Origin of the sequence: Pseudomonas sp. W3I7 (assembly GCF_030816095.1) — a bacterium.
Lineage (GTDB): Bacteria > Pseudomonadota > Gammaproteobacteria > Pseudomonadales > Pseudomonadaceae > Aquipseudomonas > Aquipseudomonas salomonii.
Map to the genome: position 1 here is coordinate 260,679 of NZ_JAUSXP010000001.1, position 26,392 is coordinate 287,070.

The 26,392-nt window shown below is 57.6% G+C and carries 21 protein-coding genes, 2 tRNA genes and 3 rRNA genes; 16 read left to right on the plus strand and 10 right to left on the minus strand.

Going from position 1 to position 26,392, the window contains the following annotated elements; genetic code table 11:
* Positions 1-6: 6 nt before the first annotated feature.
* The gene (trpE, locus tag QF043_RS01225; protein ID WP_307417260.1) at positions 7-1,488 is read left to right on the plus strand and encodes an anthranilate synthase component I; all 1,482 of its coding nucleotides are present in this window, start codon (positions 7-9) and stop codon (positions 1,486-1,488) included.
* 136 nt (positions 1,489-1,624) lie between these two features.
* Here trpE and estP read toward each other — a convergent pair whose 3' ends face one another.
* Positions 1,625-3,547 (minus strand): esterase EstP, encoded by a 1,923-nt coding sequence (gene estP / locus QF043_RS01230; protein ID WP_307417261.1) that lies wholly within the window; start codon positions 3,545-3,547, stop codon positions 1,625-1,627.
* A 421-nt stretch (positions 3,548-3,968) separates the two neighbouring features.
* Between estP and QF043_RS01235 the strand changes: the two genes are divergently transcribed.
* The 4 genes from QF043_RS01235 to QF043_RS01250 all read left to right on the plus strand — a co-directional run bounded on the left by QF043_RS01235 (position 3,969) and on the right by QF043_RS01250 (position 7,219).
* On the plus strand, positions 3,969-4,562 hold the full coding sequence (locus QF043_RS01235; RefSeq protein ID WP_053258301.1) for an aminodeoxychorismate/anthranilate synthase component II: 594 nt from the start codon (positions 3,969-3,971) through the stop codon (positions 4,560-4,562).
* 9 nt (positions 4,563-4,571) lie between these two features.
* The gene (gene trpD / locus QF043_RS01240) at positions 4,572-5,621 is read left to right on the plus strand and encodes an anthranilate phosphoribosyltransferase (protein WP_106575502.1); all 1,050 of its coding nucleotides are present in this window, start codon (positions 4,572-4,574) and stop codon (positions 5,619-5,621) included.
* A complete protein-coding gene (gene trpC, locus QF043_RS01245; protein ID WP_065929370.1) occupies positions 5,618-6,454 on the plus strand; it encodes an indole-3-glycerol phosphate synthase TrpC in 837 nt (278 codons plus the stop codon). Before trpD ends, trpC begins: the two co-directional genes overlap by 4 nt.
* Positions 6,455-6,523: 69 nt before the next feature.
* Positions 6,524-7,219 (plus strand): lipoate--protein ligase family protein, encoded by a 696-nt coding sequence (locus tag QF043_RS01250; protein ID WP_307417262.1) that lies wholly within the window; start codon positions 6,524-6,526, stop codon positions 7,217-7,219.
* Here the strand turns inward: QF043_RS01250 and crp are convergent.
* Positions 7,216-7,860 (minus strand): cAMP-activated global transcriptional regulator CRP, encoded by a 645-nt coding sequence (gene crp / locus QF043_RS01255; RefSeq protein ID WP_056857865.1) that lies wholly within the window; start codon positions 7,858-7,860, stop codon positions 7,216-7,218. The genes QF043_RS01250 and crp overlap by 4 nt on opposite strands.
* A gap of 247 nt (positions 7,861-8,107) precedes the next feature.
* Here crp and QF043_RS01260 point away from each other — a divergent pair, with 247 nt between their 5' ends.
* A complete protein-coding gene (locus QF043_RS01260) occupies positions 8,108-8,530 on the plus strand; it encodes an OsmC family protein (RefSeq protein ID WP_017138086.1) in 423 nt (140 codons plus the stop codon).
* Positions 8,531-8,588: 58 nt separating this feature from the next.
* Here QF043_RS01260 and coq7 read toward each other — a convergent pair whose 3' ends face one another.
* From coq7 to hemJ, 6 genes are all read right to left on the minus strand, one after another.
* Entirely contained in the window at positions 8,589-9,236 is a 648-nt protein-coding gene (coq7, locus tag QF043_RS01265; RefSeq protein WP_307417263.1) for a 2-polyprenyl-3-methyl-6-methoxy-1,4-benzoquinone monooxygenase, read from the minus strand.
* Between the two features lie 137 nt (positions 9,237-9,373).
* Positions 9,374-9,712: a histidine triad nucleotide-binding protein gene (locus QF043_RS01270; protein ID WP_003210943.1), complete on the minus strand. Its 339-nt coding sequence runs from the start codon at positions 9,710-9,712 to the stop codon at positions 9,374-9,376.
* Between the two features lie 46 nt (positions 9,713-9,758).
* Positions 9,759-10,547 carry an SDR family oxidoreductase gene (locus tag QF043_RS01275; RefSeq protein WP_138813622.1) on the minus strand — a complete coding sequence of 263 codons (789 nt, stop codon included), beginning with the start codon at positions 10,545-10,547 and terminating at the stop codon, positions 9,759-9,761.
* A gap of 64 nt (positions 10,548-10,611) precedes the next feature.
* On the minus strand, positions 10,612-11,577 hold the full coding sequence (locus tag QF043_RS01280) for a DUF805 domain-containing protein (RefSeq protein ID WP_307417264.1): 966 nt from the start codon (positions 11,575-11,577) through the stop codon (positions 10,612-10,614).
* Between the two features lie 71 nt (positions 11,578-11,648).
* Positions 11,649-12,611 carry a nitronate monooxygenase family protein gene (locus QF043_RS01285; protein WP_307417265.1) on the minus strand — a complete coding sequence of 321 codons (963 nt, stop codon included), beginning with the start codon at positions 12,609-12,611 and terminating at the stop codon, positions 11,649-11,651.
* A gap of 24 nt (positions 12,612-12,635) precedes the next feature.
* On the minus strand, positions 12,636-13,064 hold the full coding sequence (gene hemJ, locus QF043_RS01290) for a protoporphyrinogen oxidase HemJ (protein ID WP_307417266.1): 429 nt from the start codon (positions 13,062-13,064) through the stop codon (positions 12,636-12,638).
* 136 nt (positions 13,065-13,200) lie between these two features.
* Between hemJ and argC the strand changes: the two genes are divergently transcribed.
* Both argC and erpA read left to right on the plus strand, forming a co-directional pair.
* The gene (gene argC, locus QF043_RS01295) at positions 13,201-14,235 is read left to right on the plus strand and encodes an N-acetyl-gamma-glutamyl-phosphate reductase (RefSeq protein ID WP_010206935.1); all 1,035 of its coding nucleotides are present in this window, start codon (positions 13,201-13,203) and stop codon (positions 14,233-14,235) included.
* A gap of 165 nt (positions 14,236-14,400) precedes the next feature.
* On the plus strand, positions 14,401-14,751 hold the full coding sequence (gene erpA / locus QF043_RS01300) for an iron-sulfur cluster insertion protein ErpA (protein WP_003176443.1): 351 nt from the start codon (positions 14,401-14,403) through the stop codon (positions 14,749-14,751).
* A 77-nt stretch (positions 14,752-14,828) separates the two neighbouring features.
* Here erpA and QF043_RS01305 read toward each other — a convergent pair whose 3' ends face one another.
* Complete coding sequence (locus QF043_RS01305; protein WP_307417267.1) at positions 14,829-15,920, minus strand: anhydro-N-acetylmuramic acid kinase; 1,092 nt, start codon at positions 15,918-15,920, stop codon at positions 14,829-14,831.
* Positions 15,921-15,923: 3 nt separating this feature from the next.
* On the minus strand, positions 15,924-17,336 hold the full coding sequence (locus QF043_RS01310; RefSeq protein ID WP_307417268.1) for a peptidoglycan DD-metalloendopeptidase family protein: 1,413 nt from the start codon (positions 17,334-17,336) through the stop codon (positions 15,924-15,926).
* 209 nt (positions 17,337-17,545) lie between these two features.
* Here QF043_RS01310 and tyrS point away from each other — a divergent pair, with 209 nt between their 5' ends.
* The 8 genes from tyrS (at position 17,546) to QF043_RS01350 (ending at position 26,390) form a co-directional block, all read left to right on the plus strand.
* Positions 17,546-18,745, plus strand: a complete 1,200-nt coding sequence (gene tyrS, locus QF043_RS01315; protein ID WP_307417269.1) for a tyrosine--tRNA ligase — start codon at positions 17,546-17,548, stop codon at positions 18,743-18,745.
* Positions 18,746-19,241: 496 nt separating this feature from the next.
* Positions 19,242-20,778, plus strand: a 16S ribosomal RNA gene (locus tag QF043_RS01320).
* 122 nt (positions 20,779-20,900) lie between these two features.
* Positions 20,901-20,977, plus strand: a tRNA-Ile gene (locus QF043_RS01325).
* 10 nt (positions 20,978-20,987) lie between these two features.
* Positions 20,988-21,063 (plus strand) — tRNA-Ala (locus QF043_RS01330).
* A 237-nt stretch (positions 21,064-21,300) separates the two neighbouring features.
* Positions 21,301-24,192: ribosomal RNA gene (locus tag QF043_RS01335) — 23S ribosomal RNA — on the plus strand.
* A gap of 164 nt (positions 24,193-24,356) precedes the next feature.
* A 5S ribosomal RNA gene (gene rrf / locus QF043_RS01340) occupies positions 24,357-24,472 on the plus strand.
* Together the 16S, 23S and 5S rRNA genes with 2 tRNA genes alongside form the textbook arrangement of a ribosomal RNA operon.
* A 219-nt stretch (positions 24,473-24,691) precedes the next feature.
* Positions 24,692-25,651 (plus strand): bifunctional biotin--[acetyl-CoA-carboxylase] ligase/biotin operon repressor BirA, encoded by a 960-nt coding sequence (gene birA / locus QF043_RS01345; RefSeq protein ID WP_307417270.1) that lies wholly within the window; start codon positions 24,692-24,694, stop codon positions 25,649-25,651.
* Positions 25,641-26,390 (plus strand): pantothenate kinase, encoded by a 750-nt coding sequence (locus QF043_RS01350; protein WP_058421345.1) that lies wholly within the window; start codon positions 25,641-25,643, stop codon positions 26,388-26,390. Before birA ends, QF043_RS01350 begins: the two co-directional genes overlap by 11 nt.
* The last annotated feature ends 2 nt before the right edge of the window (positions 26,391-26,392 follow it).

Genomic DNA, 26,392 nt, shown 5'->3' on the forward strand with positions numbered 1-26,392 from the left:
CACCTCATGATCCGCGAAGAATTCCTGCGTTTGGCCGCTGCCGGCTATAACCGTATCCCCTTGGCCTGCGAAACCCTGGCCGACTTCGATACGCCGCTGTCGATCTACCTCAAACTGGCCGACAAGCCCAATTCCTACCTGCTCGAATCGGTGCAGGGCGGCGAAAAGTGGGGCCGTTACTCGATCATTGGCTTGCCGTGCCGCACCGTGCTGCGTGTGCATGACCATCATGTGAGCATTACCCATGATGGCGTCGAGATCGAAAGCCATGACGTGGAAGACCCTCTGGCGTTCGTCGAGACCTTCAAGGCGCGCTACAACGTGCCGACCATTCCCGGCCTGCCGCGTTTCAACGGTGGCCTGGTGGGGTATTTCGGCTACGACTGCGTGCGCTACGTGGAACAACGCCTGGGCAAATGCCCGAACCCGGACCCGCTGGGCGTGCCGGACATTCTGCTGATGGTCTCCGACGCGGTGGTGGTGTTCGACAACCTCGCCGGCAAGATGCACGCGATAGTCCTCGCCGACCCGGCCCAGGCGGATGCCTTCGAGCAAGGCCAGGCCAGCCTCGAGGCATTGCTGGAAAAACTGCGCCAACCGATCACCCCACGTCGTGGCCTGGACCTCAGCCGTCCACCGGCCGCCGACCCGATCTTTCGTTCAAGCTTTACCCAGGATGACTACGAGCGCGCAGTCGATACCATCAAGGAATACATCCTTGCCGGTGACTGCATGCAGGTGGTGCCGTCGCAACGCATGTCCATCGACTTCAAGGCCGCGCCGATCGATCTGTACCGCGCGCTGCGGTGCTTCAACCCGACGCCGTACATGTACTTCTTCAACTTCGGAGACTTCCACGTGGTGGGCAGTTCGCCGGAAGTGCTGGTGCGGGTCGAAGACAACCTGATCACCGTGCGCCCGATCGCCGGCACGCGCCCGCGTGGCGCAACCGAAGAAGCCGACCTGGCGCTGGAAGAAGACCTGCTGAGCGACGACAAGGAAATTGCCGAACACTTGATGCTGATCGACCTGGGCCGCAACGACACCGGGCGCGTGTCGGAAATCGGTTCGGTGAAGCTCACCGAGAAGATGGTCATCGAGCGGTATTCCAACGTGATGCACATTGTGTCCAACGTCACCGGCGAGCTGAAAGCCGGGTTGACCGCAATGGACGCACTGCGGGCGATTCTGCCGGCGGGCACCTTGTCGGGTGCGCCGAAGATTCGTGCGATGGAGATCATCGACGAACTGGAGCCGGTTAAACGCGGTGTGTATGGCGGCGCCGTGGGGTATTTCGCCTGGAACGGCAATATGGACACCGCGATTGCAATCCGCACCGCCGTGATCAAGGACGGCGAGTTGCATGTGCAGGCGGGTGGCGGGATTGTGGCTGACTCGGTGCCGGCCCTGGAATGGGAAGAAACCCTGAACAAGCGCCGCGCGATGTTCCGGGCGGTGGCGTTGGCTGAGCAAACGCCGCAAGCTTGAGATTAGATGTAGATCAAAATGTGGGAGCGGGCTTGCTCGCGAATGCGCAGTGTCAGTCACTGAATGTGTAACTGATAGACCGCATTCGCGAGCAAGCCCGCTCCCACAGTTGTTTTGTGGGGCGTTTAAGATCCGCTTAGAAATCCAGACTCACCCCAACACTGACGCCTTGCTGGGTAAAACTGTCATCCTTCCTCACGTTATACGCCGCCCGTAGCGCCAGCTCCTGAGTCAGCTTGTGGCTGACGCCCAGACTCAATCGGTCCGAATTGCTGCGTGGCGTGTAGCCGTCCAGCTTGAAGTCGATGCCTGGCACGCTGTTGAGCGACATCTTTACCTTCTGGGTGTCGTTTTCGAACTCATGCTCGTGGGCCACTTCGCCAAACACTTGGGTTTGCGGCGTAATCCGGTAGCTGCCCTGCAGGCCGACGCCCAGGCGTTTGGAGTCGCGTTGCTGGTCATCGAAGGTCAGCGCGGTGGAGCGGTTGTCCTTTTCCGAATAACCCTCGACTTCGACCCGCGAATAGTCGGCGCTGATGAACGGTGACAGGTGCCAATCGCTGCCGGCGCCGGCAATGTCATAGCCCAAACGGCCGCTCAATGCCCAGAGCCAGCCATCGGTGTCGCCTTTTTCGGAGCCTTCGCTGACGCCCAGGGCGAACTTGCGCTTGAGGCTGTCGAAGTCCAGCTTGCCGCCGGTCAGCGCCGCATCGGCCCACCAGTGGTTTTGCTGATATTGCGCAAACGCCGTGCCCATGTAGCTGTTGAGCTTGTAGTCCGAATCGCGGGCGCCGGCTTCGAGTGTCTGGCGATACAAGCCGGCGGCCACGCCGACGCGCCAGTTTTCGTCGAGGCGATAGCTGCCGCCGACGTTCACGTTGTAGCCGCTGCCGTCGCCGCTGGCCGAACTGCGTTGATCATCAAAGTCCAAGTGCTGGCCACCACCGGCGACAATCGCGCGCCATTGGCCGACGGCCTGCCAGTTGCCATTGTCGGCTTGCCACTGGTTGCGCAGCTCATCCTGATGGGCGCGCAAGGTGCCTTGGGCCATCTCCGGCAGCAAGGTCACTTCCCAGGGTGCGGCGAGCAGCGAGTAGGCGTAGTCGGCGATCAATTGTTGCCCGGCGATGGTGGGGTGCACCGAGTCGTTGTAGATCAGCTTGGTCGGGTCCGGGTTGGTGCCACCAATGCCATACACCGGGTTGGCGGTGCAGCCGTTGCCGCTGAAGCAGGTGCCGGTGAGGTTTTGCCCGGAGGCCAGGCCAAAGCGCGCAGGGTTGGCGAAGGTTTCATTGAGCAGTAACGGGATGTTCAGCGGGATGACCTGGGCGTCGATCTGCGACAGGCGCTGCACCAGCGCCTGGTTGAAAATGCTGCTCAGGGCCGAGCTGGCGCCTTGCGCGGGCGTGCCGTTGATGGCGGGCGTCAGGCCCAGGTCGGGCAACATCCACACCATGATGTAGCGCGCGCCGGCCTGTTGCAGGGCCTGGGCGCTGTCGGCCAGGCGCCCGCCGGCGGCCACGGCCTGGCCTGGGCTGAGGACGCGCCCTTGCAGGAAGTCATTGCCGCCGCCAGACAGAAAATACAACGCGTTCGGGTCGGCCCGCCCGCCGTTTGCCGGCAGATAACCCTGACGGCTGCGCAGTACCGTGCCACCCCCGGCGTTGCCGGGCGGGATCGCCGCATTGGAGACCGAAGTGATGGAGTCCAGAATATTGTCGGTACGGTAGCCGCCGACCGCCCAGTTATTGCCATCCGGCAAACCTTGGGCGGCACGTACCGGCGAGGTGGAGGCATTCAGGTCGTTGGGTGCCACGCCCAGCTTGCCCCCCAAAAGCGTAGATGACACCAGGCCATAATCGCCCTGGAATGTCGGCCCGGTGCGGTTGGTAAAGCGCAAGGTGGCGCCGGCCGAGCCATCGGGGAACTGGCCGGCGTCGGCCAGGCTGTCGCCGAACACGACCATGGTTGAGTAAGGTGAGGGTGCTGCAAACGCCTGCGCGCAGGCCAGTGACAGGAGGCAGCCGGCAAGGGGCGCAAAAAACGGTAATCTGAGCATGCGAAATTCCATTTAGTTGTTTTTGTGTCGGAAGCGAAACACTAGCAATGTAGTGAGGGTTTTCTTCGAAGAAAACAGTTTTTTCTTACAAATACTCGGTGGTGCCCCCCGGAATCGCTGCTCCATATTGCACCGCTGGCGAGGCTACGTTACTGTGCCTGAACGTATGAATGAGACCCTCCCCGTGTTGATCATCAGCAAACTCTTGATGCGAGTAGTCAAGGCACACGCCCGTTGGCGTTGGCGCGCCTGACATTTTTCTCTGCCGGCCCGGCCGGACCTGTACCGATTTGCCTTCTTCACCCTTTGTTTGACGCCCCTTGCCGGCTCACCCTGGCAACCGGAACGTGCGTCTGGCAGCGGGACACTCTCTTGGAAGGCGGTCATTCGAAATCAGTGAATTCAAGAGGTTTGAACCCACATGTTGCTGATGATTGATAACTACGATTCCTTTACCTATAACGTTGTGCAGTATCTGGGCGAACTCGGTGCCGAGGTCAAGGTGGTGCGCAACGACGAACTGACGGTCGCCGAAATCGCCGCTCTGAACCCGGAGCGCATCGTGGTTTCGCCGGGCCCCTGCACGCCGACCGAAGCGGGCATCTCCCTCGAAGCGATTCAATATTTCGCCGGTAAATTGCCGATCCTGGGCGTCTGCCTGGGTCACCAGTCCATCGGCCAGGCGTTTGGTGGTGACGTGGTGCGTGCACGCCAGGTGATGCACGGCAAGACCAGCCCGGTGTTCCATAAAGACCTCGGCGTTTTCCACGGCCTTAACCTGCCGGTGACGGTCACCCGCTACCACTCGTTGGTGGTCAAGCGTGAAACCCTGCCCGAGTGCCTGGAGCTGACCGCCTGGACCCAGTTGGAAGACGGCTCGGTCGACGAGATCATGGGCCTGCGCCACAAGACACTGAATATCGAAGGGGTGCAATTTCACCCCGAATCAATCCTGACCGAGCAGGGCTACGAGCTGTTCGCCAACTTTCTCAAGCAGAGCGGCGGCACGCGCTAAGGACTTTCCATGGATATCAAGACTGCCCTGAGCCGTATCGTCGGCCATCTGGACCTGAGCACCGCTGAAATGAGCGATGTGATGCGCGAGATCATGACCGGCCAATGCACTGACGCACAGATCGGTGCGTTCATGATGGCGATGCGCATGAAGAGCGAGAGCATCGACGAAATCGTCGGCGCGGTGTCGGTGATGCGTGAGCTGGCCGACAAGGTTGAGCTCAAGACCCTCGACGGCGTGGTCGATGTGGTCGGTACCGGCGGCGACGGTGCGAATATTTTCAACGTGTCGACGGCTTCCTCCTTTGTGGTGGCGGCAGCCGGTTGCACGGTGGCCAAACACGGTAACCGTGCGGTGTCGGGCAAAAGCGGCAGCGCCGACTTGCTGGAGGCGGCCGGGATTTATCTGAACCTGACGCCGGTGCAAGTGGCGCGCTGCATCGACAGCGTGGGCATTGGCTTCATGTTTGCCCAGTCCCATCACGGTGCCATGAAACACGCCGCCGGCCCGCGTAAGGATCTTGGCCTGCGCACCCTGTTCAACATGCTCGGCCCGCTTACGAATCCGGCCGGCGTGAAACATCAGGTGGTCGGTGTGTTCAGCCAGGCGCTGTGCCGGCCGTTGGCTGAAGTGTTGCAGCGTCTGGGCAGTAAGCACGTGCTGGTGGTGCATTCCAAAGATGGCCTGGACGAATTCAGCCTGGCAGCGCCGACCTTCGTGGCGGAGCTGAAGAATGACCAGGTCACCGAATATTGGGTCGAGCCCGAAGACCTCGGCATGAAAAGCCAAAGCTTGCATGGCTTGTCGGTGGAAAGCCCGGCGGCCTCGCTGGAGTTGATCCGTGATGCCTTGGGGCGCCGCAAGACGGAAAACGGCCAAAAAGCTGCAGAAATGATTGTTCTGAATGCTGGCGCGGCACTTTACGCGGCGGACCACGCCTATAGTCTTAAGGAAGGTGTCGCCTTGGCCCACGATGCGCTGCATACCGGTCTGGCTCGCGAAAAGCTCGAAGAGCTGGGAGCCTTTACCGCTGTGTTCAAAATGGAGAATGAAGGATGAGTGTCCCGACCGTTCTGGAAAAAATCCTCGCGCGCAAGGCTGAAGAAGTCGCCGAGCGCCGCGCCCGTGTGAGCCTGGCTGAACTTGAGGCTCAGGCGAAAATTGCCGACGCGCCGCGCGGCTTTGCCAATGCGCTGATCAAGCAGGCTAAGGAAAAGCAGCCTGCCGTGATTGCCGAGATCAAAAAAGCTTCGCCCAGCAAGGGCGTGATTCGCGAAGTTTTCATTCCTGAAGACATTGCCAAGAGCTATGAGAAGGGCGGCGCAACTTGCCTGTCCGTATTGACCGATATCGACTTCTTCCAGGGTTCCGACCTGTTCCTGCAACAGGCCCGCGCTGCGTGCAAGTTGCCGGTGATCCGCAAGGACTTCATGGTTGACCCGTACCAGATCGTCGAGGCCCGTGCCTTGGGCGCCGATTGCGTGCTGCTGATCGTCTCCGCGCTGGATGACGTGAAGATGGCCGAGCTGGCGGCCGTGGCCAAAAGCGTCGGCCTGGACGTGCTGGTCGAAGTGCACGACGGCGATGAGCTGGAGCGTGCGCTGAAAACCCTCGACACACCGTTGGTGGGGGTTAACAACCGTAACCTGCACACCTTTGAAGTCAGCCTGGAAAATACCCTGGACCTGTTGCCGCGTATTCCACGCGACCGCTTGGTGATTACCGAGAGCGGCATCGTCAACCGCGCCGACGTAGAGCTGATGGAAATCAGCGGTGTGTTTTCGTTCCTGGTGGGTGAGACCTTTATGCGCGCCGAGAACCCAGGGGCGGAATTGCAGCGTCTGTTCTTCCCGGAGCGTGGTGTGGCGGTGAGCGGTTCGACCCTCGACTGACTTGAAATACGGTCAACATGTGGGAGCTCCCACATTTGGTTTTGTGTTTGTTCAGATGATAGGTGTTCGATGATTGAGCCGGTGTCGATGACAGTTGAAGCAGGGCTTGCCGCCGAGCAAGACTTGCTGGCGGCCGTTTGCGCCGGTGATCAGGCATTCGGGCTACTGTTCTGGCAGCCAAATGACCAGGCTTTGGTCATGCCGCGCCGTTTGAGCCGCTTGCCGGCTTTTGACGCTGCCAGCCAAGTTTCGGCTGCTGCCGGTTGGCCGGTGTTGCTGCGCGAAACCGGCGGAGAGCCGGTGCCGCAGTCGGCCGCCACGGTCAATATCGCGCTGGTTTACGCGCCGCCGCGCAGCGAGGGCGATCAGGGCCGCATAGAAACCGGTTATCAGCGTTTGTGCCAGCCGATCTGTGATTTGCTGATTGAGTTGGGCGGTGACGCTTCTGTTGGCGAAATCGACGGCGCCTTCTGCGACGGTCGCTACAACGTCAACCTCAACGGCCGCAAGATGGTTGGCACCGCCCAGCGTTGGCGGCAAAGCGGCGGCCGTCCGGTGGGTTTGGTGCACGGTGCATTGTTGCTGGATAACGAACGTGAGGAATTGATTGCGGCGGTCAATCGCTTCAATCAGGCCTGCGGCCTCGACCAGCGGGTGCGTGCCGACAGCCATATCGCGCTACACGAAGCCTTTCCCGCTCCGGATGCCATCACCCGACTGGACGCGTTGTACCGTCAAATGCTGGCCGGGTTCCTGCCCGCTTAACGCGTACCGAACACCACCATCGTCTTGCCTTTGACGTGTACCAGGTTGCGTTCTTCCAGGTCCTTGAGCACACGACCGACCATTTCCCGCGAGCACCCGACGATGCGTCCGATCTCCTGGCGCGTGACCTTGATCTGCATGCCGTCGGGGTGAGTCATGGCATCGGGCTGTTTGCACAGTTCCAGTAAGCAGCGGGCCACGCGGCCGGTGACATCAAAGAACGCCAGGTCACCCACTTTGCGCGTGGTGTCGCGCAGGCGTTGGGCAATCTGCCCGCTCAAGGCGTAGAGGATGTCGGGATCATGCTGGGCCAGTTCGCGAAACTTGGCATAGCTGATCTCGGCAACTTCGCACTCGACCTTGGCCCGCACCCAGGCACTGCGCTCCTGCTCTTTGCCCGCTTGTTCAAACAGCCCCAGCTCACCGAAGAAATCCCCGGTGTTGAGGTACGCAATGATCATTTCGCGGCCGTCTTCATCCTCGATCAGGATGGTGACCGAACCCTTGATAATGAAGAACAGTGTTTCGGAGCGTTCGCCCGCGCAAATGATGTTGTGCTTAACCGGGTAACGCCGGCGCTGGCAGTGCATCAACAATTTGTCGAGGTTCTTGATCTTGGGTGTGGGAGCAAGAGCAACCATGGTTGTATCCCGAAAAGACTGCACGGTGTGGTTGGAATTATTTTTATCCAGCGGTAACGGCATTGATACACGCTGTAAAAAGGATGGCAATACGCCATTGAATTGGCGCCAGCTTAACAGACACATTCTGCCTCGATTAGGGAATTTAGCGGGCAAACGTTGTCATTGATCGTTTTCATGCTGGGCGCTGCGGTTTCAAGACCCTGTGCTAAGCTGGCGACCCTTTTTTAGCAGTGGAGTCTGGGCGATGAAGGCACGCATCCAATGGGCGGGCGAGGCCATGTTCCTCGGTGAGTCGGGCAGTGGCCATGTAGTGGTTATGGATGGCCCGCCGGACGCCGGTGGCCGTAACCTGGGTGTACGCCCGATGGAAATGCTCCTGCTCGGTGTTGGCGGTTGCAGCAATTTCGATGTGGTCAGCATCTTGAAGAAGTCCCGCCAGGCCGTCGAAAGCTGCGAAGCCTTCCTGGAAGCCGAGCGCGCCACTGAGGACCCCAAGGTGTTTACCAAGATCCACATGCATTTTGTGGTCAAAGGCCGGGCGTTGAAGGAAGCTCAGGTCAAGCGTGCCATCGAGCTGTCGGCCGAGAAGTATTGCTCGGCATCGATCATGCTGGGCGCCGCCGGTGTGGCCATCACCCATGATTACGAGATTATCGAGCTGGGTTGATTGCGGGTTGGAAATAGAAAAGGGCGCCTCGATGGCGCCCTTTTTCGTGTTGCGTTGCTCAGATTCGGTAGGTGCTTTTGGTCATGACCTTGGCCAATACGCTCATGCCGAACCTCACCGGCGCCGGGAAGCGGAAGCCGCCTGCATCCAGTGCGCTTTCTGCGTGGTGTTCTTCATCAATGCGCATTTGCTCAAGAATCGCCCGCGACTTTTCGTCTTCGGCCGGCAGTTGCTCCAGGTGTTCATCCAGGTGTTTGCACACCTGATGTTCGGTTGCGGCGACAAACCCGAGGCTGACCTTGTCGCTGATCAGGCCGGCAGCGGCGCCAATACCGAACGACAAACCGTAAAACAGCGGGTTGAGCACGCTGGGATGGCTGCCGAGTTGGCGAATGCGCTGCTCGCACCAAGCCAGGTGGTCGATTTCTTCTTCGGCCGCATGTTCCATCGCTGCGCGTACCTGCGGCAGCTTGGCGGTCAGCGCCTGGCCCTGGTACAGCGCCTGGGCACAGACTTCACCGGTGTGGTTGATGCGCATCAGGCCGGCGACGTGGCGGGTGTCGGTCTCGTTCATCTGCGCATCGGGCTGCACGATGGCGGGCGAAGGCCGGTACGGTTGGCCGCTGAAGGGCAGCAGTGTGCGCATGGCCATGTCGGCTTGCAGCAACAGACGGTCAATCGGCGAGTAGTGACGTTGGGTAGTCATGCTGACCTCCGGGAAGAATCTCGGCGGCCAGTTTACCGCAAGAGAAGGCAATGCGTTTGCGCTGTGTCAATTTGCCCTTGTGGCGAGGGAGCTTGCTCCGGTCCGACGGCGTAGCCGTCGCAAACTCCCCGCAACAATCAGCCCGGCGGCCAGTTCATCTGGCGCTGACCCAGCACGTGCATATGGATGTGATAAACAGTCTGCCCGCCATCCTCGTTGCAGTTCATCACCACGCGAAAGCCCTTCTCGCAGCCTTGCTCTACCGCCAGCCGCTGAGCGGTGAACAGAATATGGCCAGCGAGGGCTTTGTCTTCTTCGGTGAGGTCGTTGAGGGTACGGATCGGCTTTTTCGGAATGACCAGAAAATGCACGGGTGCCATTGGGGCAATATCGTGGAAGGCGAGGACTTGGTCATCTTCATAGATGATCTTCGCAGGTATTTCTCTGTTGATGATCTTGGTGAACAGAGTATCCACAGCTGTTTCTCCATTATGTAAGTGCAGAACGAGTGTACCGAGGCCGTCAGCGCGGGCAATAGGCCTTGTTGATGGCGCCGGCAATCTTGCGGGTCAGCCAGCGTGGGCTCAAGCGCGGGCTGAAGGCCAGCCAGCGGTTGCGTCGCCCGGGAATAATGATGGCTTTGTTCTTTTCCAGCGCGCGCACGGTATAGAGCGCTACTTCTTCCGGGCTCATCAGTTGATTGCTGCGGTCGAGCTTGGCGGTGTCCATTTGCGCGGTACCGAAGAATGCCGTGCGCGTGGGGCCGGGGCACAGCACCGAGACCTTGATACCGCAGGTCTTCAACTCTTCGCGCAGGCCTTCGGAGAAGTGCAGCACATACGCCTTGCTGGCGTAATAGCTGCTCATCCAGGGGCCGGGTTGGAAGGCTGCGACCGAGGCTACGTTGAGAATCTGCCCACCGCCATGCAGCGCCATGGCGTTGCCAAGGGCGTGGCACATGCGGGTGAGGGCCAGGATGTTGACTTCGATCAGGTCTTGCTCGGTCATCCAGTCCTGGGCAAGGAACGGCCCGCTGGTGCCCATGCCAGCGCAGTTGACCAACAGGTCGATCTGCCGCTCGCCTTCTTCAAGTTCCAGCAGGAACCCGGACAAACGCAGGGGTTCGCCCAGGTCGCAGGCACGAAACAGCACCTCGACGCCGAAACGCTGAGTCAATTCAATAGCAATGCTTTCCAACTGATCACGCTGGCGGGCCACCAGAATCAAGCTGCGGCCGCGACGGGCCAGTGCTTCGGCCAAAGCCAGGCCGATGCCGCTGGAGGCGCCGGTGATCAGAGCGTAACGGGTCATGCCTTTCTCCATCGCAACGCCGCCGAGCCTGTGACAGAGGCATCACAGGCGGCGGGGCGTTTCTTCACTGTTCTGGAGAGTCTACAGGTTCGGCTGCGTCCTCAGCACTTTGCACGCTTTCTTCTTCATCTACGGTGACGCTTTGATCGGTGGCGTCATCGGCGGTGATGGAGCTGCTTTCGTAGCTGCTGTCCATATTCGCTTCGAGTTGGTTCAGGTAGCCGTTCATGCCCAGCGTCACCACAATGGCGAGCATCACCGGGATAAACGCCAGCCACAGGGTCGCCAACACCTTGACTGCTGTGGAGTTGCGCGGCGGCGGCGGGCCATATTGGTTGGCGCCTGCGTTGCCCGGCAGTACCAGCAGCAGGATCGGGAAGACGCTGTTGACCAATGGCACAAGGTTGAGGAGGTACAGCCAGCCGGACCAGCCCAGATCGTGCAGGCGTTGCACACCGATTTGCACGCTCACCCACACCAGTGCAACAAACAAGGCCAAACCCAGCAGCACCCCGAGGATGGTGCCGGCAGTCGGCGAGGCAGTTGCCACGGCGAAGCTCGCGGTACTGATGATGCCACCGGCCACCAACAGCGCCAGGGTCAATACCAGCGTCCAGGCCAGATAACGCAAGCGGCCGATGCGCCCGTGGATGGTGAACACTTTAAGGGTTGAGTATTCCTCGGTGTATTCACCCACGGCAGCACGTGGTGGTGCATAGGGCGAAGCCGCAGGGCGCGAGAAGTCTGCAGCGCTGGCGTCGGTTTCGTGGGTTTCGGCGAGGTTGAAGGTTACCGGCTGCTCGGGTTCGATACGGGCATCGACGCCGGCGTTTTTCAGCGCAGTAAGGTAGGTTTCGGCATCGGCGCGGGAAAGGTCGCGCTTGAGTGCGACCGGGCGGCCGGTGAAAAGCTTTTCGATGGCTGCCACATCGCTTTTGAACAGCTCGGCGAGGTTCAGCTTGGCGGTGGTGCTTTCGACACCCGGGAGCAGGGCCCCGTCAAACACAATCTTGAAACGGCTGTCGCTCATGCGGGCATCCTTGTCACTTGTTCAGGGAAGGGTTTGCAGGCCTGCACACGTGGGCAGGCCTGCTGTTCAGTTCAACGTGGCCAGCGTAGTTGCGCTGCCTGCTCGCGTGCCTTGCGGTATTCGGCATCCAGGCGGGCAATCAGTTCATCGACGCTGGGTAAATCACCAATCTGGCCTACACCTTGGCCGGCTGACCATACGGTTTTCCAGGCCTTGGCCTCATCGCTCAACGGCTTGAGCTTGGAACCGAAGTTGACTTCGCCTTTGCCCTGCAGGGCAGCGAGGTCGAAACCGGCGTTTTCCAGGCTCTGGCGCATGAAACTTGCGGGTACGCCGGACACCGCAGCAGTGTGCACGATGTCGGCGGCGCGCGATGTGAGCAGCATCTCTTTATAGGCTTGCGGGGCGTGGCTTTCGGTGGTGCCGATAAAGCGCGTGCCGAAATACGCCAGGTCTGCGCCCAGCAGTTGCGCGGCGAGTATCTCATGCCCGTGGTTGAGGCAGCCGGCCAACAGCAGGGTTTTATCAAAGAATTGGCGAATCTCGGCGATCAGCGCGAACGGGCTCCAGGTGCCGGCGTGGCCTCCGGCGCCCGCTGCCACGGCGATCAGGCCGTCAACACCGGCCTCTGCGGCTTTCTCGGCATGCCGGCGGGTGGTGACGTCGTGAAACACCAGGCCACCGTAGCTGTGGACCGCATCCACCAGCTCCTTGACCGCGCCCAGGCTGGTGATGACGATCGGCACCTTGTGCTCGACGCAGATCGCCAGGTCGGCCTCAAGCCTTGGGTTGCTGTTATGCACGATCAGGTTGACGGCATAAGGCGCGGGGTTGTCCAACTGCGCCAGGCCCGCTTCGATTTCCTCCAGCCAGGCCTTGAAACCACTGCTTTCGCGCTGGTTGAGTGCCGGGAAACTCCCCACCACGCCATTGCGACAGCACGCCAGGACCAGCTGCGGGTTGGAAATCAGAAACATCGGCGCAGCCACCACGGGCAGGCGCAGACGTTGTTCGAGCGAAGCGGGCAGTGACATTGGAGGTTCCCCGAGTAATTGAAATTAGAACGGTTTGACCACGACCAAAATTACGATAGCCAGCAATATCAGAACCGGCACTTCATTGAACCAGCGATAAAAGACATGGCTGCGGGTGTTTTCGCCACGGGCGAAGCGTTTTACCTGGGCGCCGCACATATGGTGGTAGCCGATCAGCAGCACCACCAGGGTGAGTTTGGCGTGGATCCAGGCACCGGATTGAAACATGGCCGGGTTGAGGTAGATCAGCCAGCCACCGAATATCAGGGTAGCGATCATTGCCGGCCCCATGATGCCGCGGTACAGCTTGCGCTCCATGACGCTGAAGCGTTCTTTGCTGACGGTGTCCTCACTTTGCGCGTGGTAGACGAACAGGCGTGGCAGGTAAAACAGCCCGGCAAACCAGCAGACGATACTGACGATATGGAAGGCTTTGATCCATAGATAGAGCATTTCTAGTTATTCCCAGGTTCACGGTAACTGAAGATAGTAGTGGCTCATGCGCCTGTACGTCACGTTGACGGTTGTCGCAGGACGATACGGCCCCTATTATCGACGGCTTTCCAGTGGGTTCGTTGAGGGCAGGTTTATGGTCAAGGTCGGTATCGTCGGCGGCACGGGTTACACCGGTGTCGAATTGCTGCGTCTGTTGGCTCAGCATCCGCAAGCTGAGGTGGTGGTTATCACTTCTCGATCCGAGGCCGGGCTGGCCGTGGCCGACATGTACCCGAACCTGCGAGGGCACTATGACGGCCTGGCGTTCAGCGTGCCGGACATCAAGACCCTGGGTGCGTGCGATGTGGTGTTCTTCGCCACGCCTCACGGGGTTGCGCATGCGCTGGCTGGCGAATTGCTGGCGGCGGGTACCAAGGTCATCGACCTGTCGGCCGACTTCCGCTTGCAGGACGCCGATGAGTGGGCCAAATGGTACGGCCAGCCACACGGCGCGCCTGAGTTGCTGGAAGAGGCGGTGTACGGTCTGCCGGAAGTCAATCGTGAGCAAATCAAGCAAGCACGCCTGATTGCTGTGCCGGGTTGCTATCCGACCGCGACGCAGCTCGGTTTCCTGCCATTGCTGGAAGCGGGTCTGGCCGACGCTTCGCGCTTGATCGCCGACTGCAAATCGGGCGTGAGTGGCGCCGGCCGTGGTGCAGCTGTAGGTTCGCTGTACTCCGAGACGTCGGAAAGCATGAAGGCCTACGCGGTTAAAGGGCATCGTCACTTGCCGGAAATTCGCCAGGGGCTGCGTCGTGCCGCCGGTAAAGACGTAGGCCTGACCTTTGTGCCGCACCTGACGCCGATGATTCGTGGCATTCACTCCACGCTCTACGCCACTGTTGTCGACCGTTCGGTAGACCTGCAGGCGCTGTTCGAAAAACGTTATGCCAATGAACCGTTCGTCGACGTGATGCCGGCCGGCAGCCACCCGGAAACCCGTAGCGTGCGCGGTGCCAACGTATGCCGCATTGCCGTGCACCGTCCACAGGATGGCGATTTGGTGGTGGTGTTGTCGGTGATCGATAACCTGGTCAAGGGCGCGTCGGGCCAGGCCGTGCAGAACATGAACATTCTGTTTGGCCTGGATGAGAAGCTGGGCCTGTCCCATGCGGGCATGCTGCCTTAAGGCTGTTTGGCGGTTAAGCAAAAGGCCCGTTGATCGGGCCTTTTGTGTTTTTAATGGCGCCAGCGCAGATTGATATACCGTAACAATAGTTGACCGCTTTTCTAGGAGAAGCGGATAATGCCCGCCATTACGCATATGGCGGCGCTACGCCGGGAGATTATCAGCATGAGCGTTGAATCCTTCACCCCCACGGCTTTGCAATTCACCCACGGTGCTGCGCACAAGGTGAAGAGCCTGGTCGATGAAGAGGGTAATGATCGCTTGAAGCTGCGCGTATTCGTTACGGGCGGCGGTTGTTCAGGGTTTCAGTACGGTTTTACCTTCGATGAAGATGTGGCCGACGATGACACCATCGTCGAGCGCGAGGGCGTCAGCCTGGTCGTGGACCCGATGAGCTTCCAATACCTGGCAGGGGCCGAGGTGGATTACCAGGAAGGTCTGGAAGGCTCGCGTTTCGTGATCAAGAACCCGAATGCCACCACGACCTGTGGTTGCGGGTCTTCGTTCTCGATCTGATCAGCAGCCTGATCTTCAGCAAATAAAAAACGCCGCTTGGCTTTGATAGGCCAAGCGGCGTTTTGCTGTCTGCAGGTTTACGCTGGGTAGATTGCGCCTAATACCCGAAGCCCGCGTGCGCCAGTGACACTTGGGCGGTTGGCGGCGATGCCCGCCAGGCAGCAATGGGCCAGCCAGGCGAAGGCCATGGCTTCAACCCAATCGGGGTCCACGCCGTAAGTGGCGGTGCTGCTGACCTGAGTGGACGGCAACAACGCTGCCAGGCGCTTCATCAACGTGGCGTTATGCGCGCCGCCGCCACAGACCAGCAGGGTTTCGGTGTCGGTTTGTGCCGCTTGCAGGGACTCGACGATGGTCTGTGCGGTCAGTTCGAGCAGGGTTGCTTGCACGTCCTCTGGCTGGAACGCTGGCAATCTGGCCAGGTGGTGTTGCAGCCATCCCAGGTTGAAGACTTCGCGGCCAGTGCTTTTCGGGCCTTTGGTCAGGAAGAACGGGTCGCTGAGCAGAGCGTTGAGTAGTGCAGGCTCGACTTGGCCAGCGGCCGCCCATTGGCCATCGCGATCAAAGTGCTCGCCGCGCTGATTGTGGATCCACGCATCCAGCAACACGTTGCCCGGGCCGCAGTCGAAACCGGCTACGGGCTTGTTGGTCTCGATCAAGCTGAGGTTGCTGAAGCCGCCGACATTCAGCACGGCGCGGTTGCCGGTACGTTCGCCGAACAAGGCTTCGTGAAAGGCAGGCACCAAGGGCGCGCCTTGACCGCCGGCGGCCACATCGCGGCTGCGGAAATCACTGACGACGGTAATGCCCGTCAGCTCGGTGAGCAGGGCAGGGTTGCCGATTTGTACGGTAAAGCCTCGAGCAGGTTCATGGCGGATCGTCTGGCCGTGGCTGCCGATCGCGCGTATGTCATGGGGCTTGAGGGCTTGTTGTTCCAGTAAGGCATGCACGCCTTTGGCCGCCAGTGTCACCCAGTGTTGCTGGGCGAGCGCCGAACGGGCGATCTCATCCGCGCCGCTGGAGCACAGGCTTAGCAGCTCGGTGCGCAGATCGTCCGGCATGGGAATGTAGTGCGTGGCGATCAATTTGATCGCCGGGTCTTGTTCGATCAGGGCGATATCCAGGCCATCGAGGCTGGTCCCGGACATCACACCAATATAGAGCGCCATACCTTAGCGCTTCGCCGAGGCCAGCAGGGTGGAGCGCTCCTGGTCCATGCGTGCCATCAGTGGCTGGCTTTGTTGCAGGAAGCGCGCACGCTCAGCCTTGGCGATTGGGTCGGCCATTGGCAGCTTCTGGCCCAGTGGGTCGACGTGGACGCCGTTTACCTGGAACTCATAGTGCAAATGCGGGCCGGTAGACAGGCCTGTGGTGCCGATATAGCCGATGACCTGGCCCTGCTTAACGTTGCTGCCGGTCGACACGCCTTTGGCGAACCCTTGCATGTGGCCGTACAGGGTGCGGTAGGTATTGCCGTGCTGGATGATCACGGTATTACCGTAACCGCCGCGGCGGCCGGCCAGCAACACCTTGCCGTCACCGGCAGCCTTGATGGGTGTACCGCGCGGGGCAGCATAGTCGACGCCTTTGTGGGCGCGGATCTTGTTGAGGATCGGATGCTTTCGGCCCATTGAGAAGCGCGAGCTGATGCGGGCAAAGTCCACCGGCGTACGGATGAAGGCTTTGCGCATGCTGTTGCCATCGGCGGTGTAGTAGCTGGTGTTGCCTTGTTTGTTGGTGTAGCGCACTGCTGTGTAGGTTTTGCCGCGGTTGGTAAACCGCGCCGATAGAATCGCGCCGGTACCGACGACTTTGCCGTTGGCGACTCTCTGCTCATAGATTACGTCGAATTCGTCACCCTGGCGGATGTCCTGGGCGAAGTCGATGTCGTAGCCAAACACGCTGGCCATGTCCATGGTCATGCTGTGGGACAAGCCGGCGCGGGCGGCCGACTGTGACAGCGAGCTGTTGATGACGCCATGCACGTAGGCGGAGCGCGTCACCGGTTTGGTGGTGATGCGGTTGAAGGCAAAGCCTTTGGCGCCCTTGCTCAGGCTAATGCTCTCGAGGTCGTTGACATTGCTGTGCAGGTTTTTCAGCTGGCCGTCGGCAGCCAATTCGAACTCAAGCTTCTGGCCGTGCTTGAGCTGAGTGAATTGCTTGGCTTGTTTATCGCTGGCCAGCACCTCATTAACGGTGGCAGCGGGCAGGCCGACCTTTTCGAACAGCGTTGAAAGCGTATCGCCCTTGGCGACGATCACTTCGCGGTGCAGCGCATTCTTGGTTGCAACTGGCGCATTCGGTTCTTGAGTGGCCTGTTGGGTGTCTTCCGGGGTGCTTTCTATCTGTGCGAATGGAGATTCTGTCGGTGCGTTTGTGGCTTGTTGCGCGTCGGAAGCGTCTTGATCTTGTGTCAGTTGTTCAACTGGACTTTCCAGGTCAAGGCTCAGGGATGTTCGTTTGGCTTCTACGTCACTGGAAGGGAATACCAGGAGTGCCAGGCTGAGAAGGGCGGCGATACCACTTGCGGCGAGCAGGTGGGTCTTCGGGTAAAGCGGCGGCGCTTTAGACGGTTCTGTGGTCATAAGTAATTTTGACTTTGAAGATGAAATGGAAAAGATGAATGACATGATGAAGATGAAATAACTGTATAAAATATAACCAAATCATCTGTGGCGCAAGCTCGCGAACGCTGGGCTTGCTGAACGGTGTCCGTGCGCGGGACAAAACTTGTAATTAGTCCCTGATCTTGTATGGTTGGTTCCCTTTTGAATCTGAGCCTTGCGGGTCTGTTATGAAGTCGGTTGAAGAGCAGCTAGCGCTGATAAAACGTGGTGCGGAAGAACTGTTGGTCGAGGCCGAGCTGGTCGAAAAGCTCAAGCGTGGCCAACCCCTGCGTATTAAGGCTGGCTTCGATCCGACCGCGCCGGATCTGCACCTGGGTCATACCGTGCTTATTAATAAGCTGCGTCAGTTCCAGGAGCTGGGGCATCAGGTTATCTTCCTTATAGGTGACTTCACCGGGATGATCGGTGATCCGAGCGGCAAGAGCGCAACGCGCCCGCCGCTGACTCGTGAGCAGGTGCTCGATAATGCCGAGACCTACAAGACCCAGGTGTTCAAGATTCTCGATCCGGCCAAGACCGAGGTGGCGTTCAACTCCACCTGGATGGATCAGATGGGGCCGGCCGACTTTATTCGCCTGACTTCCCAGTACACCGTGGCGCGCATGCTTGAGCGTGATGACTTCGACAAGCGCTACTCCACCAATCAGCCAATCGCGATTCATGAGTTCCTCTACCCGCTGGTGCAGGGCTATGACTCGGTGGCATTGCGCGCGGACGTTGAGCTGGGCGGCACTGACCAGAAGTTCAACCTGCTGATGGGGCGTGAGCTCCAGCGTGCGTACGGGCAAGAAGCTCAGTGCATTCTGACCATGCCGTTGCTGGAAGGGTTGGATGGCGTCAAGAAGATGTCCAAGTCCCTGGGTAACTACGTTGGTATCCAGGAAGCGCCGGGTGTGATGTATGGCAAGCTGGTATCGATTCCAGATGCGTTGATGTGGCGTTATTTCGAGCTGTTGAGCTTCCGCTCGATGGATGAGATCAACGCACTGCGCGCTGAGGTCGAGGCGGGTGCGAATCCTCGTGACGTGAAGATCAAGTTGGCGGAAGAGATCGTTGCGCGCTTCCATGGTGAAGAGGCTGCGGCCAGTGCTCACCGCGCGGCCGGCAACCGCATGAAGGATGGCGAGCTGCCGGATGATCTGCCAGAGATCGAATTGACCGCGACTGAAGCGATGCCGATTGCCGCTGTACTTAATAAGGCGGGCCTGGTTAAGAACTCCGCGGTCGCGCGCGACCTGTTGGGTTCCGGTGGCGTGCGTATAGATGGTGAGGTTGTCGATCGCACCTTTATATACGAACTGGGCGCTACCCACGTTTGCCAGGCTGGGAAGAAGGCATTTGCGCGTATTACGCTCAAAGCCGAATAAAACTGAAATGAGGTGTTGACGGCGAATTATATCTGTCTATAATTCGCCCCACTTCCGGCGCAGTCGAAACGTAAAACTCCTTGGTAAACAAAGAGTTATGAAGTTTTCGGCAGCAAGTTGCTTCAGTTCATCGAAGCCAAAAGGAAGTTGAAAAAGAGGTGTTGACAGCAGCGTGTAACGCTGTAGAATTCGCCTCCCGCTAACGAGAGATCGTAAGCGCAAGTGGTTGAAGTTGTTGAAGAATTCTTCGAAAACTTCTGAAAATAACCACTTGACAGCAAATGAGGCTGCTGTAGAATGCGCGCCTCGGTTGAGACGAAAGGTCTTAACCAACCGCTCTTTAACAACTGAATCAAGCAATTCGTGTGGGTGCTTGTGGAGTCAGACTGATAGTCAACAAGATTATCAGCATCACAAGTTACTCCGCGAGAAATCAAAGATGTAACCAACGATTGCTGAGCCAAGTTTAGGGTTTCTTAAAAACCCAAAGATGTTTGAACTGAAGAGTTTGATCATGGCTCAGATTGAACGCTGGCGGCAGGCCTAACACATGCAAGTCGAGCGGTAGAGAGAAGCTTGCTTCTCTTGAGAGCGGCGGACGGGTGAGTAAAGCCTAGGAATCTGCCTGGTAGTGGGGGATAACGTTCGGAAACGGACGCTAATACCGCATACGTCCTACGGGAGAAAGCAGGGGACCTTCGGGCCTTGCGCTATCAGATGAGCCTAGGTCGGATTAGCTAGTTGGTGAGGTAATGGCTCACCAAGGCGACGATCCGTAACTGGTCTGAGAGGATGATCAGTCACACTGGAACTGAGACACGGTCCAGACTCCTACGGGAGGCAGCAGTGGGGAATATTGGACAATGGGCGAAAGCCTGATCCAGCCATGCCGCGTGTGTGAAGAAGGTCTTCGGATTGTAAAGCACTTTAAGTTGGGAGGAAGGGCATTAACCTAATACGTTAGTGTTTTGACGTTACCGACAGAATAAGCACCGGCTAACTCTGTGCCAGCAGCCGCGGTAATACAGAGGGTGCAAGCGTTAATCGGAATTACTGGGCGTAAAGCGCGCGTAGGTGGTTTGTTAAGTTGGATGTGAAATCCCCGGGCTCAACCTGGGAACTGCATTCAAAACTGACTGACTAGAGTATGGTAGAGGGTGGTGGAATTTCCTGTGTAGCGGTGAAATGCGTAGATATAGGAAGGAACACCAGTGGCGAAGGCGACCACCTGGACTAATACTGACACTGAGGTGCGAAAGCGTGGGGAGCAAACAGGATTAGATACCCTGGTAGTCCACGCCGTAAACGATGTCAACTAGCCGTTGGAAGCCTTGAGCTTTTAGTGGCGCAGCTAACGCATTAAGTTGACCGCCTGGGGAGTACGGCCGCAAGGTTAAAACTCAAATGAATTGACGGGGGCCCGCACAAGCGGTGGAGCATGTGGTTTAATTCGAAGCAACGCGAAGAACCTTACCAGGCCTTGACATCCAATGAACTTTCTAGAGATAGATTGGTGCCTTCGGGAACATTGAGACAGGTGCTGCATGGCTGTCGTCAGCTCGTGTCGTGAGATGTTGGGTTAAGTCCCGTAACGAGCGCAACCCTTGTCCTTAGTTACCAGCACGTTATGGTGGGCACTCTAAGGAGACTGCCGGTGACAAACCGGAGGAAGGTGGGGATGACGTCAAGTCATCATGGCCCTTACGGCCTGGGCTACACACGTGCTACAATGGTCGGTACAGAGGGTTGCCAAGCCGCGAGGTGGAGCTAATCCCACAAAACCGATCGTAGTCCGGATCGCAGTCTGCAACTCGACTGCGTGAAGTCGGAATCGCTAGTAATCGCGAATCAGAATGTCGCGGTGAATACGTTCCCGGGCCTTGTACACACCGCCCGTCACACCATGGGAGTGGGTTGCACCAGAAGTAGCTAGTCTAACCTTCGGGAGGACGGTTACCACGGTGTGATTCATGACTGGGGTGAAGTCGTAACAAGGTAGCCGTAGGGGAACCTGCGGCTGGATCACCTCCTTAATCGACGACATCAGCTGCTCCATAAGTTCCCACACGAATTGCTTGATTCATTGAAGAAGACGATAGAAGCAGCTTTAAGCTCCAAGCTGATAGCTCTTAGCTAATCAGTGACGCTCGAAATTGGGTCTGTAGCTCAGTTGGTTAGAGCGCACCCCTGATAAGGGTGAGGTCGGCAGTTCGAATCTGCCCAGACCCACCAATTTTGTTATGGGGCCATAGCTCAGCTGGGAGAGCGCCTGCCTTGCACGCAGGAGGTCAACGGTTCGATCCCGTTTGGCTCCACCATTAACTGCTTCTGCTGTTAGAGTTTAGAAATGAATATTCTGAAGTGAATATTGATTTCTAGTCTTTGATTAGATCGTTCTTTAAAAATTTGGGTATGTGATAGAAAGATAGACTGAACGTTACTTTCACTGGTAACGGATCAGGCTAAGGTAAAATTTGTGAGTTCTCTTAGTTGAGAAATTCGAATTTTCGGCGAATGTTGTCTTCACAGTATAACCAGATTGCTTGGGGTTATATGGTCAAGTGAAGAAGCGCATACGGTGGATGCCTTGGCAGTCAGAGGCGATGAAAGACGTGGTAGCCTGCGAAAAGCTTCGGGGAGTCGGCAAACAGACTTTGATCCGGAGATGTCTGAATGGGGGAACCCAGCCATCATAAGATGGTTATCTTACGCTGAATACATAGGCGTAAGAGGCGAACCAGGGGAACTGAAACATCTAAGTACCCTGAGGAAAAGAAATCAACCGAGATTCCCTTAGTAGTGGCGAGCGAACGGGGACTAGCCCTTAAGTGGCTTTGAGATTAGCGGAACGCTCTGGAAAGTGCGGCCATAGTGGGTGATAGCCCTGTACGCGAAAATCTCTTAGTCATGAAATCGAGTAGGACGGAGCACGAGAAACTTTGTCTGAATATGGGGGGACCATCCTCCAAGGCTAAATACTACTGACTGACCGATAGTGAACTAGTACCGTGAGGGAAAGGCGAAAAGAACCCCGGAGAGGGGAGTGAAATAGATCCTGAAACCGTATGCGTACAAGCAGTGGGAGCCTACTTTGTTAGGTGACTGCGTACCTTTTGTATAATGGGTCAGCGACTTATTTTCAGTGGCGAGCTTAACCGAATAGGGGAGGCGTAGCGAAAGCGAGTCTTAATAGGGCGTCTAGTCGCTGGGAATAGACCCGAAACCGGGCGATCTATCCATGGGCAGGTTGAAGGTTGGGTAACACTAACTGGAGGACCGAACCGACTACCGTTGAAAAGTTAGCGGATGACCTGTGGATCGGAGTGAAAGGCTAATCAAGCTCGGAGATAGCTGGTTCTCCTCGAAAGCTATTTAGGTAGCGCCTCATGTATCACTGTAGGGGGTAGAGCACTGTTTCGGCTAGGGGGTCATCCCGACTTACCAAACCGATGCAAACTCCGAATACCTACAAGTGCCGAGCATGGGAGACACACGGCGGGTGCTAACGTCCGTCGTGAAAAGGGAAACAACCCAGACCGTCAGCTAAGGTCCCAAAGTTATGGTTAAGTGGGAAACGATGTGGGAAGGCTTAGACAGCTAGGAGGTTGGCTTAGAAGCAGCCACCCTTTAAAGAAAGCGTAATAGCTCACTAGTCGAGTCGGCCTGCGCGGAAGATGTAACGGGGCTCAAACCATACACCGAAGCTACGGGTATCACGTAAGTGATGCGGTAGAGGAGCGTTCTGTAAGCCTGTGAAGGTGAGTTGAGAAGCTTGCTGGAGGTATCAGAAGTGCGAATGCTGACATGAGTAACGACAATGGGTGTGAAAAACACCCACGCCGAAAGACCAAGGTTTCCTGCGCAACGTTAATCGACGCAGGGTTAGTCGGTCCCTAAGGCGAGGCTGAAAAGCGTAGTCGATGGAAAACAGGTTAATATTCCTGTACTTCTGGTTATTGCGATGGAGGGACGGAGAAGGCTAGGCCAGCTTGGCGTTGGTTGTCCAAGTTTAAGGTGGTAGGCTGGAATCTTAGGTAAATCCGGGATTCTAAGGCCGAGAGCTGATGACGAGTTAACTTTTAGTTAACGAAGTGGTTGATGCCATGCTTCCAAGAAAAGCTTCTAAGCTTCAGGTAACCAGGAACCGTACCCCAAACCGACACAGGTGGTTGGGTAGAGAATACCAAGGCGCTTGAGAGAACTCGGGTGAAGGAACTAGGCAAAATGGCACCGTAACTTCGGGAGAAGGTGCGCCGGTGAGGGTGAAGGACTTGCTCCGTAAGCTCATGCCGGTCGAAGATACCAGGCCGCTGCGACTGTTTATTAAAAACACAGCACTCTGCAAACACGAAAGTGGACGTATAGGGTGTGACGCCTGCCCGGTGCCGGAAGGTTAATTGATGGGGTTAGCTAACGCGAAGCTCTTGATCGAAGCCCCGGTAAACGGCGGCCGTAACTATAACGGTCCTAAGGTAGCGAAATTCCTTGTCGGGTAAGTTCCGACCTGCACGAATGGCGTAACGATGGCGGCGCTGTCTCCACCCGAGACTCAGTGAAATTGAAATCGCTGTGAAGATGCAGTGTATCCGCGGCTAGACGGAAAGACCCCGTGAACCTTTACTATAGCTTTGCACTGGACTTTGAATTTGCTTGTGTAGGATAGGTGGGAGGCTTTGAAGCGTGGACGCCAGTCTGCGTGGAGCCAACCTTGAAATACCACCCTGGCAACTTTGAGGTTCTAACTCAGGTCCGTTATCCGGATCGAGGACAGTGTATGGTGGGTAGTTTGACTGGGGCGGTCTCCTCCTAAAGAGTAACGGAGGAGTACGAAGGTGCGCTCAGACCGGTCGGAAATCGGTCGTAGAGTATAAAGGCAAAAGCGCGCTTGACTGCGAGACAGACACGTCGAGCAGGTACGAAAGTAGGTCTTAGTGATCCGGTGGTTCTGTATGGAAGGGCCATCGCTCAACGGATAAAAGGTACTCCGGGGATAACAGGCTGATACCGCCCAAGAGTTCATATCGACGGCGGTGTTTGGCACCTCGATGTCGGCTCATCACATCCTGGGGCTGAAGCCGGTCCCAAGGGTATGGCTGTTCGCCATTTAAAGTGGTACGCGAGCTGGGTTTAGAACGTCGTGAGACAGTTCGGTCCCTATCTGCCGTGGACGTTTGAGATTTGAGAGGGGCTGCTCCTAGTACGAGAGGACCGGAGTGGACGAACCTCTGGTGTTCCGGTTGTCACGCCAGTGGCATTGCCGGGTAGCTATGTTCGGAATAGATAACCGCTGAAAGCATCTAAGCGGGAAACTAGCCTCAAGATGAGATCTCACTGGGACCTTGAGTCCCCTGAAGGGCCGTCGAAGACTACGACGTTGATAGGTTGGGTGTGTAAGCGCTGTGAGGCGTTGAGCTAACCAATACTAATTGCCCGTGAGGCTTGACCATATAACACCCAAGCAATTTGAGTCGACTCTCTAATAAAGAGCATCAGATTGCGGTGTGTGAAGACGAGATGAACCGAAAGTTCGACGCTCACAAAACACCGAAAGCTATCACATACCCAATTTGCTGAAGCGAAGCCATCTGGCTACGACTCAGTACCCGAATTTCTTGACGACCATAGAGCATTGGAACCACCTGATCCCATCCCGAACTCAGTAGTGAAACGATGCATCGCCGATGGTAGTGTGGGGTTTCCCCATGTGAGAGTAGGTCATCGTCAAGATTAAATTCCGAAACCCCTGATTGCTAACGCAATCAGGGGTTTTGTTTTGGGCGGTCGTATAGTGGGCAAAGCTTGCGCATGTTTAGTGTTAATCGCAACGCGCCCAGCCTGAGCTGCCGCGAACGCCTTCGTGCGAGCACCAGTGCTAAATCCCGTCCTTTCTATGCAATGACCTTGCGCATGGCTATCATGCGTGCCTCATTGTGAGGCGATGCTTGCATGCTGACGTTGTTAACACTTCTCAAAGATGGCCGATTCCACTCCGGAGAGGCGCTGGGTGCTGCCCTGGGTGTCAGCCGCAGTGCTGTTTGGAAGCAGCTCCAGCATCTGGAGTCCGAATTGAACCTGCCCATCCATAAAGTTCGTGGCAGGGGGTATCAGCTGGCATCTCCATTGGTGTTCTTGAATGCTGAAGAAATTCAAGGGCAGGCTCCAGCTTTGACGTGGCCTGTTTACATCTCTGATTCCATAGACTCCACCAATGCCGAGGCCTTGCGCCTCGTCGACGCCGGTTGCGCGGCGCCATTTCTGGTGCTTGCGGAGCAGCAAACAGCCGGAAGGGGTAGGCGGGGCCGTAAGTGGGTCAGTCCGTTCGCTCAAAACCTGTATTACAGCCTCGTATTGCGCATTGACGGCGGGTTAAGGCAATTGGAGGGGCTTAGTCTTGTCGTGGGATTGGCGGTTATGCAGGCCCTGCGTGAGCTGGGTGTCCAGGCTGCTGCATTAAAATGGCCGAACGACGTCCTGGTTGGGCAGAAAAAAATTGCCGGCATCTTGCTGGAATTGGTCGGAGATCCCGCTGATGTTTGCCACGTTGTCCTAGGTGTAGGGATCAACGTAAATATGCAGAAGACCGCAGAGGTCGATCAGCAGTGGACGTCGGCGCAGTTGGAGACAGGTTCCCCTGTGGACCGTAATCACTTGGTCGCACGGCTTGGGCTGCAACTGCAAAGTCACCTGGAGCGACACAAGGCTTCGGGCTTTGCTGCGCTCCAGGAAGAGTGGGAGCGAAATCATTTGTGGCAGGGTAAGGCCGTATCTCTTATCGCGGGTGTTAACCAGATTGATGGTGTGGTGCTGGGTGTTGATCTCCAGGGCGCCCTTCGGCTGAGTGTCGAGGGTGCCGAGAAAATATACAGCGGCGGTGAGCTAAGCCTGAGGTTGCGTGATGATTCTTGAGCTCGACTGTGGGAATAGCTTTATCAAGTGGCGTGTGCTCGATTCGCCTATGGCCAGGGCGTCCGCTGAGGGTGTTGTCGGCTCGGACCTTGAATTGATCGAGGGCCTGAAGGCAATCCCGGGGCTGTCATTGACGCGTTGCCGCCTGGTAAGTGTTCGGGCCGCTGAGGAGACCGGGCAACTGGTTGAGGCTTTGCAAGGGGCATTTGGGGTTGTTGTGTCTTGTGCTGCTTCTGCGAGAGAGATGGCGGGTGTACGTAATGGTTACGAAGAGTTTGAGCGTCTTGGGTTAGATCGTTGGTTGGCAATGCTTGGTGGTTTCAAGCTGGCATCAGGTGCCTGCCTGGTGCTTGATTTCGGTACCGCCGCCACTGCGGACTTTATTGCTGCCGATGGTGAGCACCTTGGCGGTTTCATTTGCCCGGGAATGCCCCTTATGCGCAGCCAGTTGCGAACGCACACGCGCAAGATCCGCTACGACGATATTGCGGCGGAGCAGGCCCTGGCGCGCCTCTCGCCAGGTCGCACGACCGTTGAAGCCGTTGAGCGGGGTTGTACGCTGATGCTCAGGGGGTTTGTTTTGACCCAGCTTGAGTTGGCTCGAAGCTATTGGGGGGATGACTTCACGGTTTTTCTGACTGGCGGGGATGCTGACCTGGTCTCCGACGCCGTGCCTCACGCTCGTTTTGTTCCTGATCTGGTTTTTGTTGGTCTGGCGATGGCGTGCCCTTTGTCCTGAGG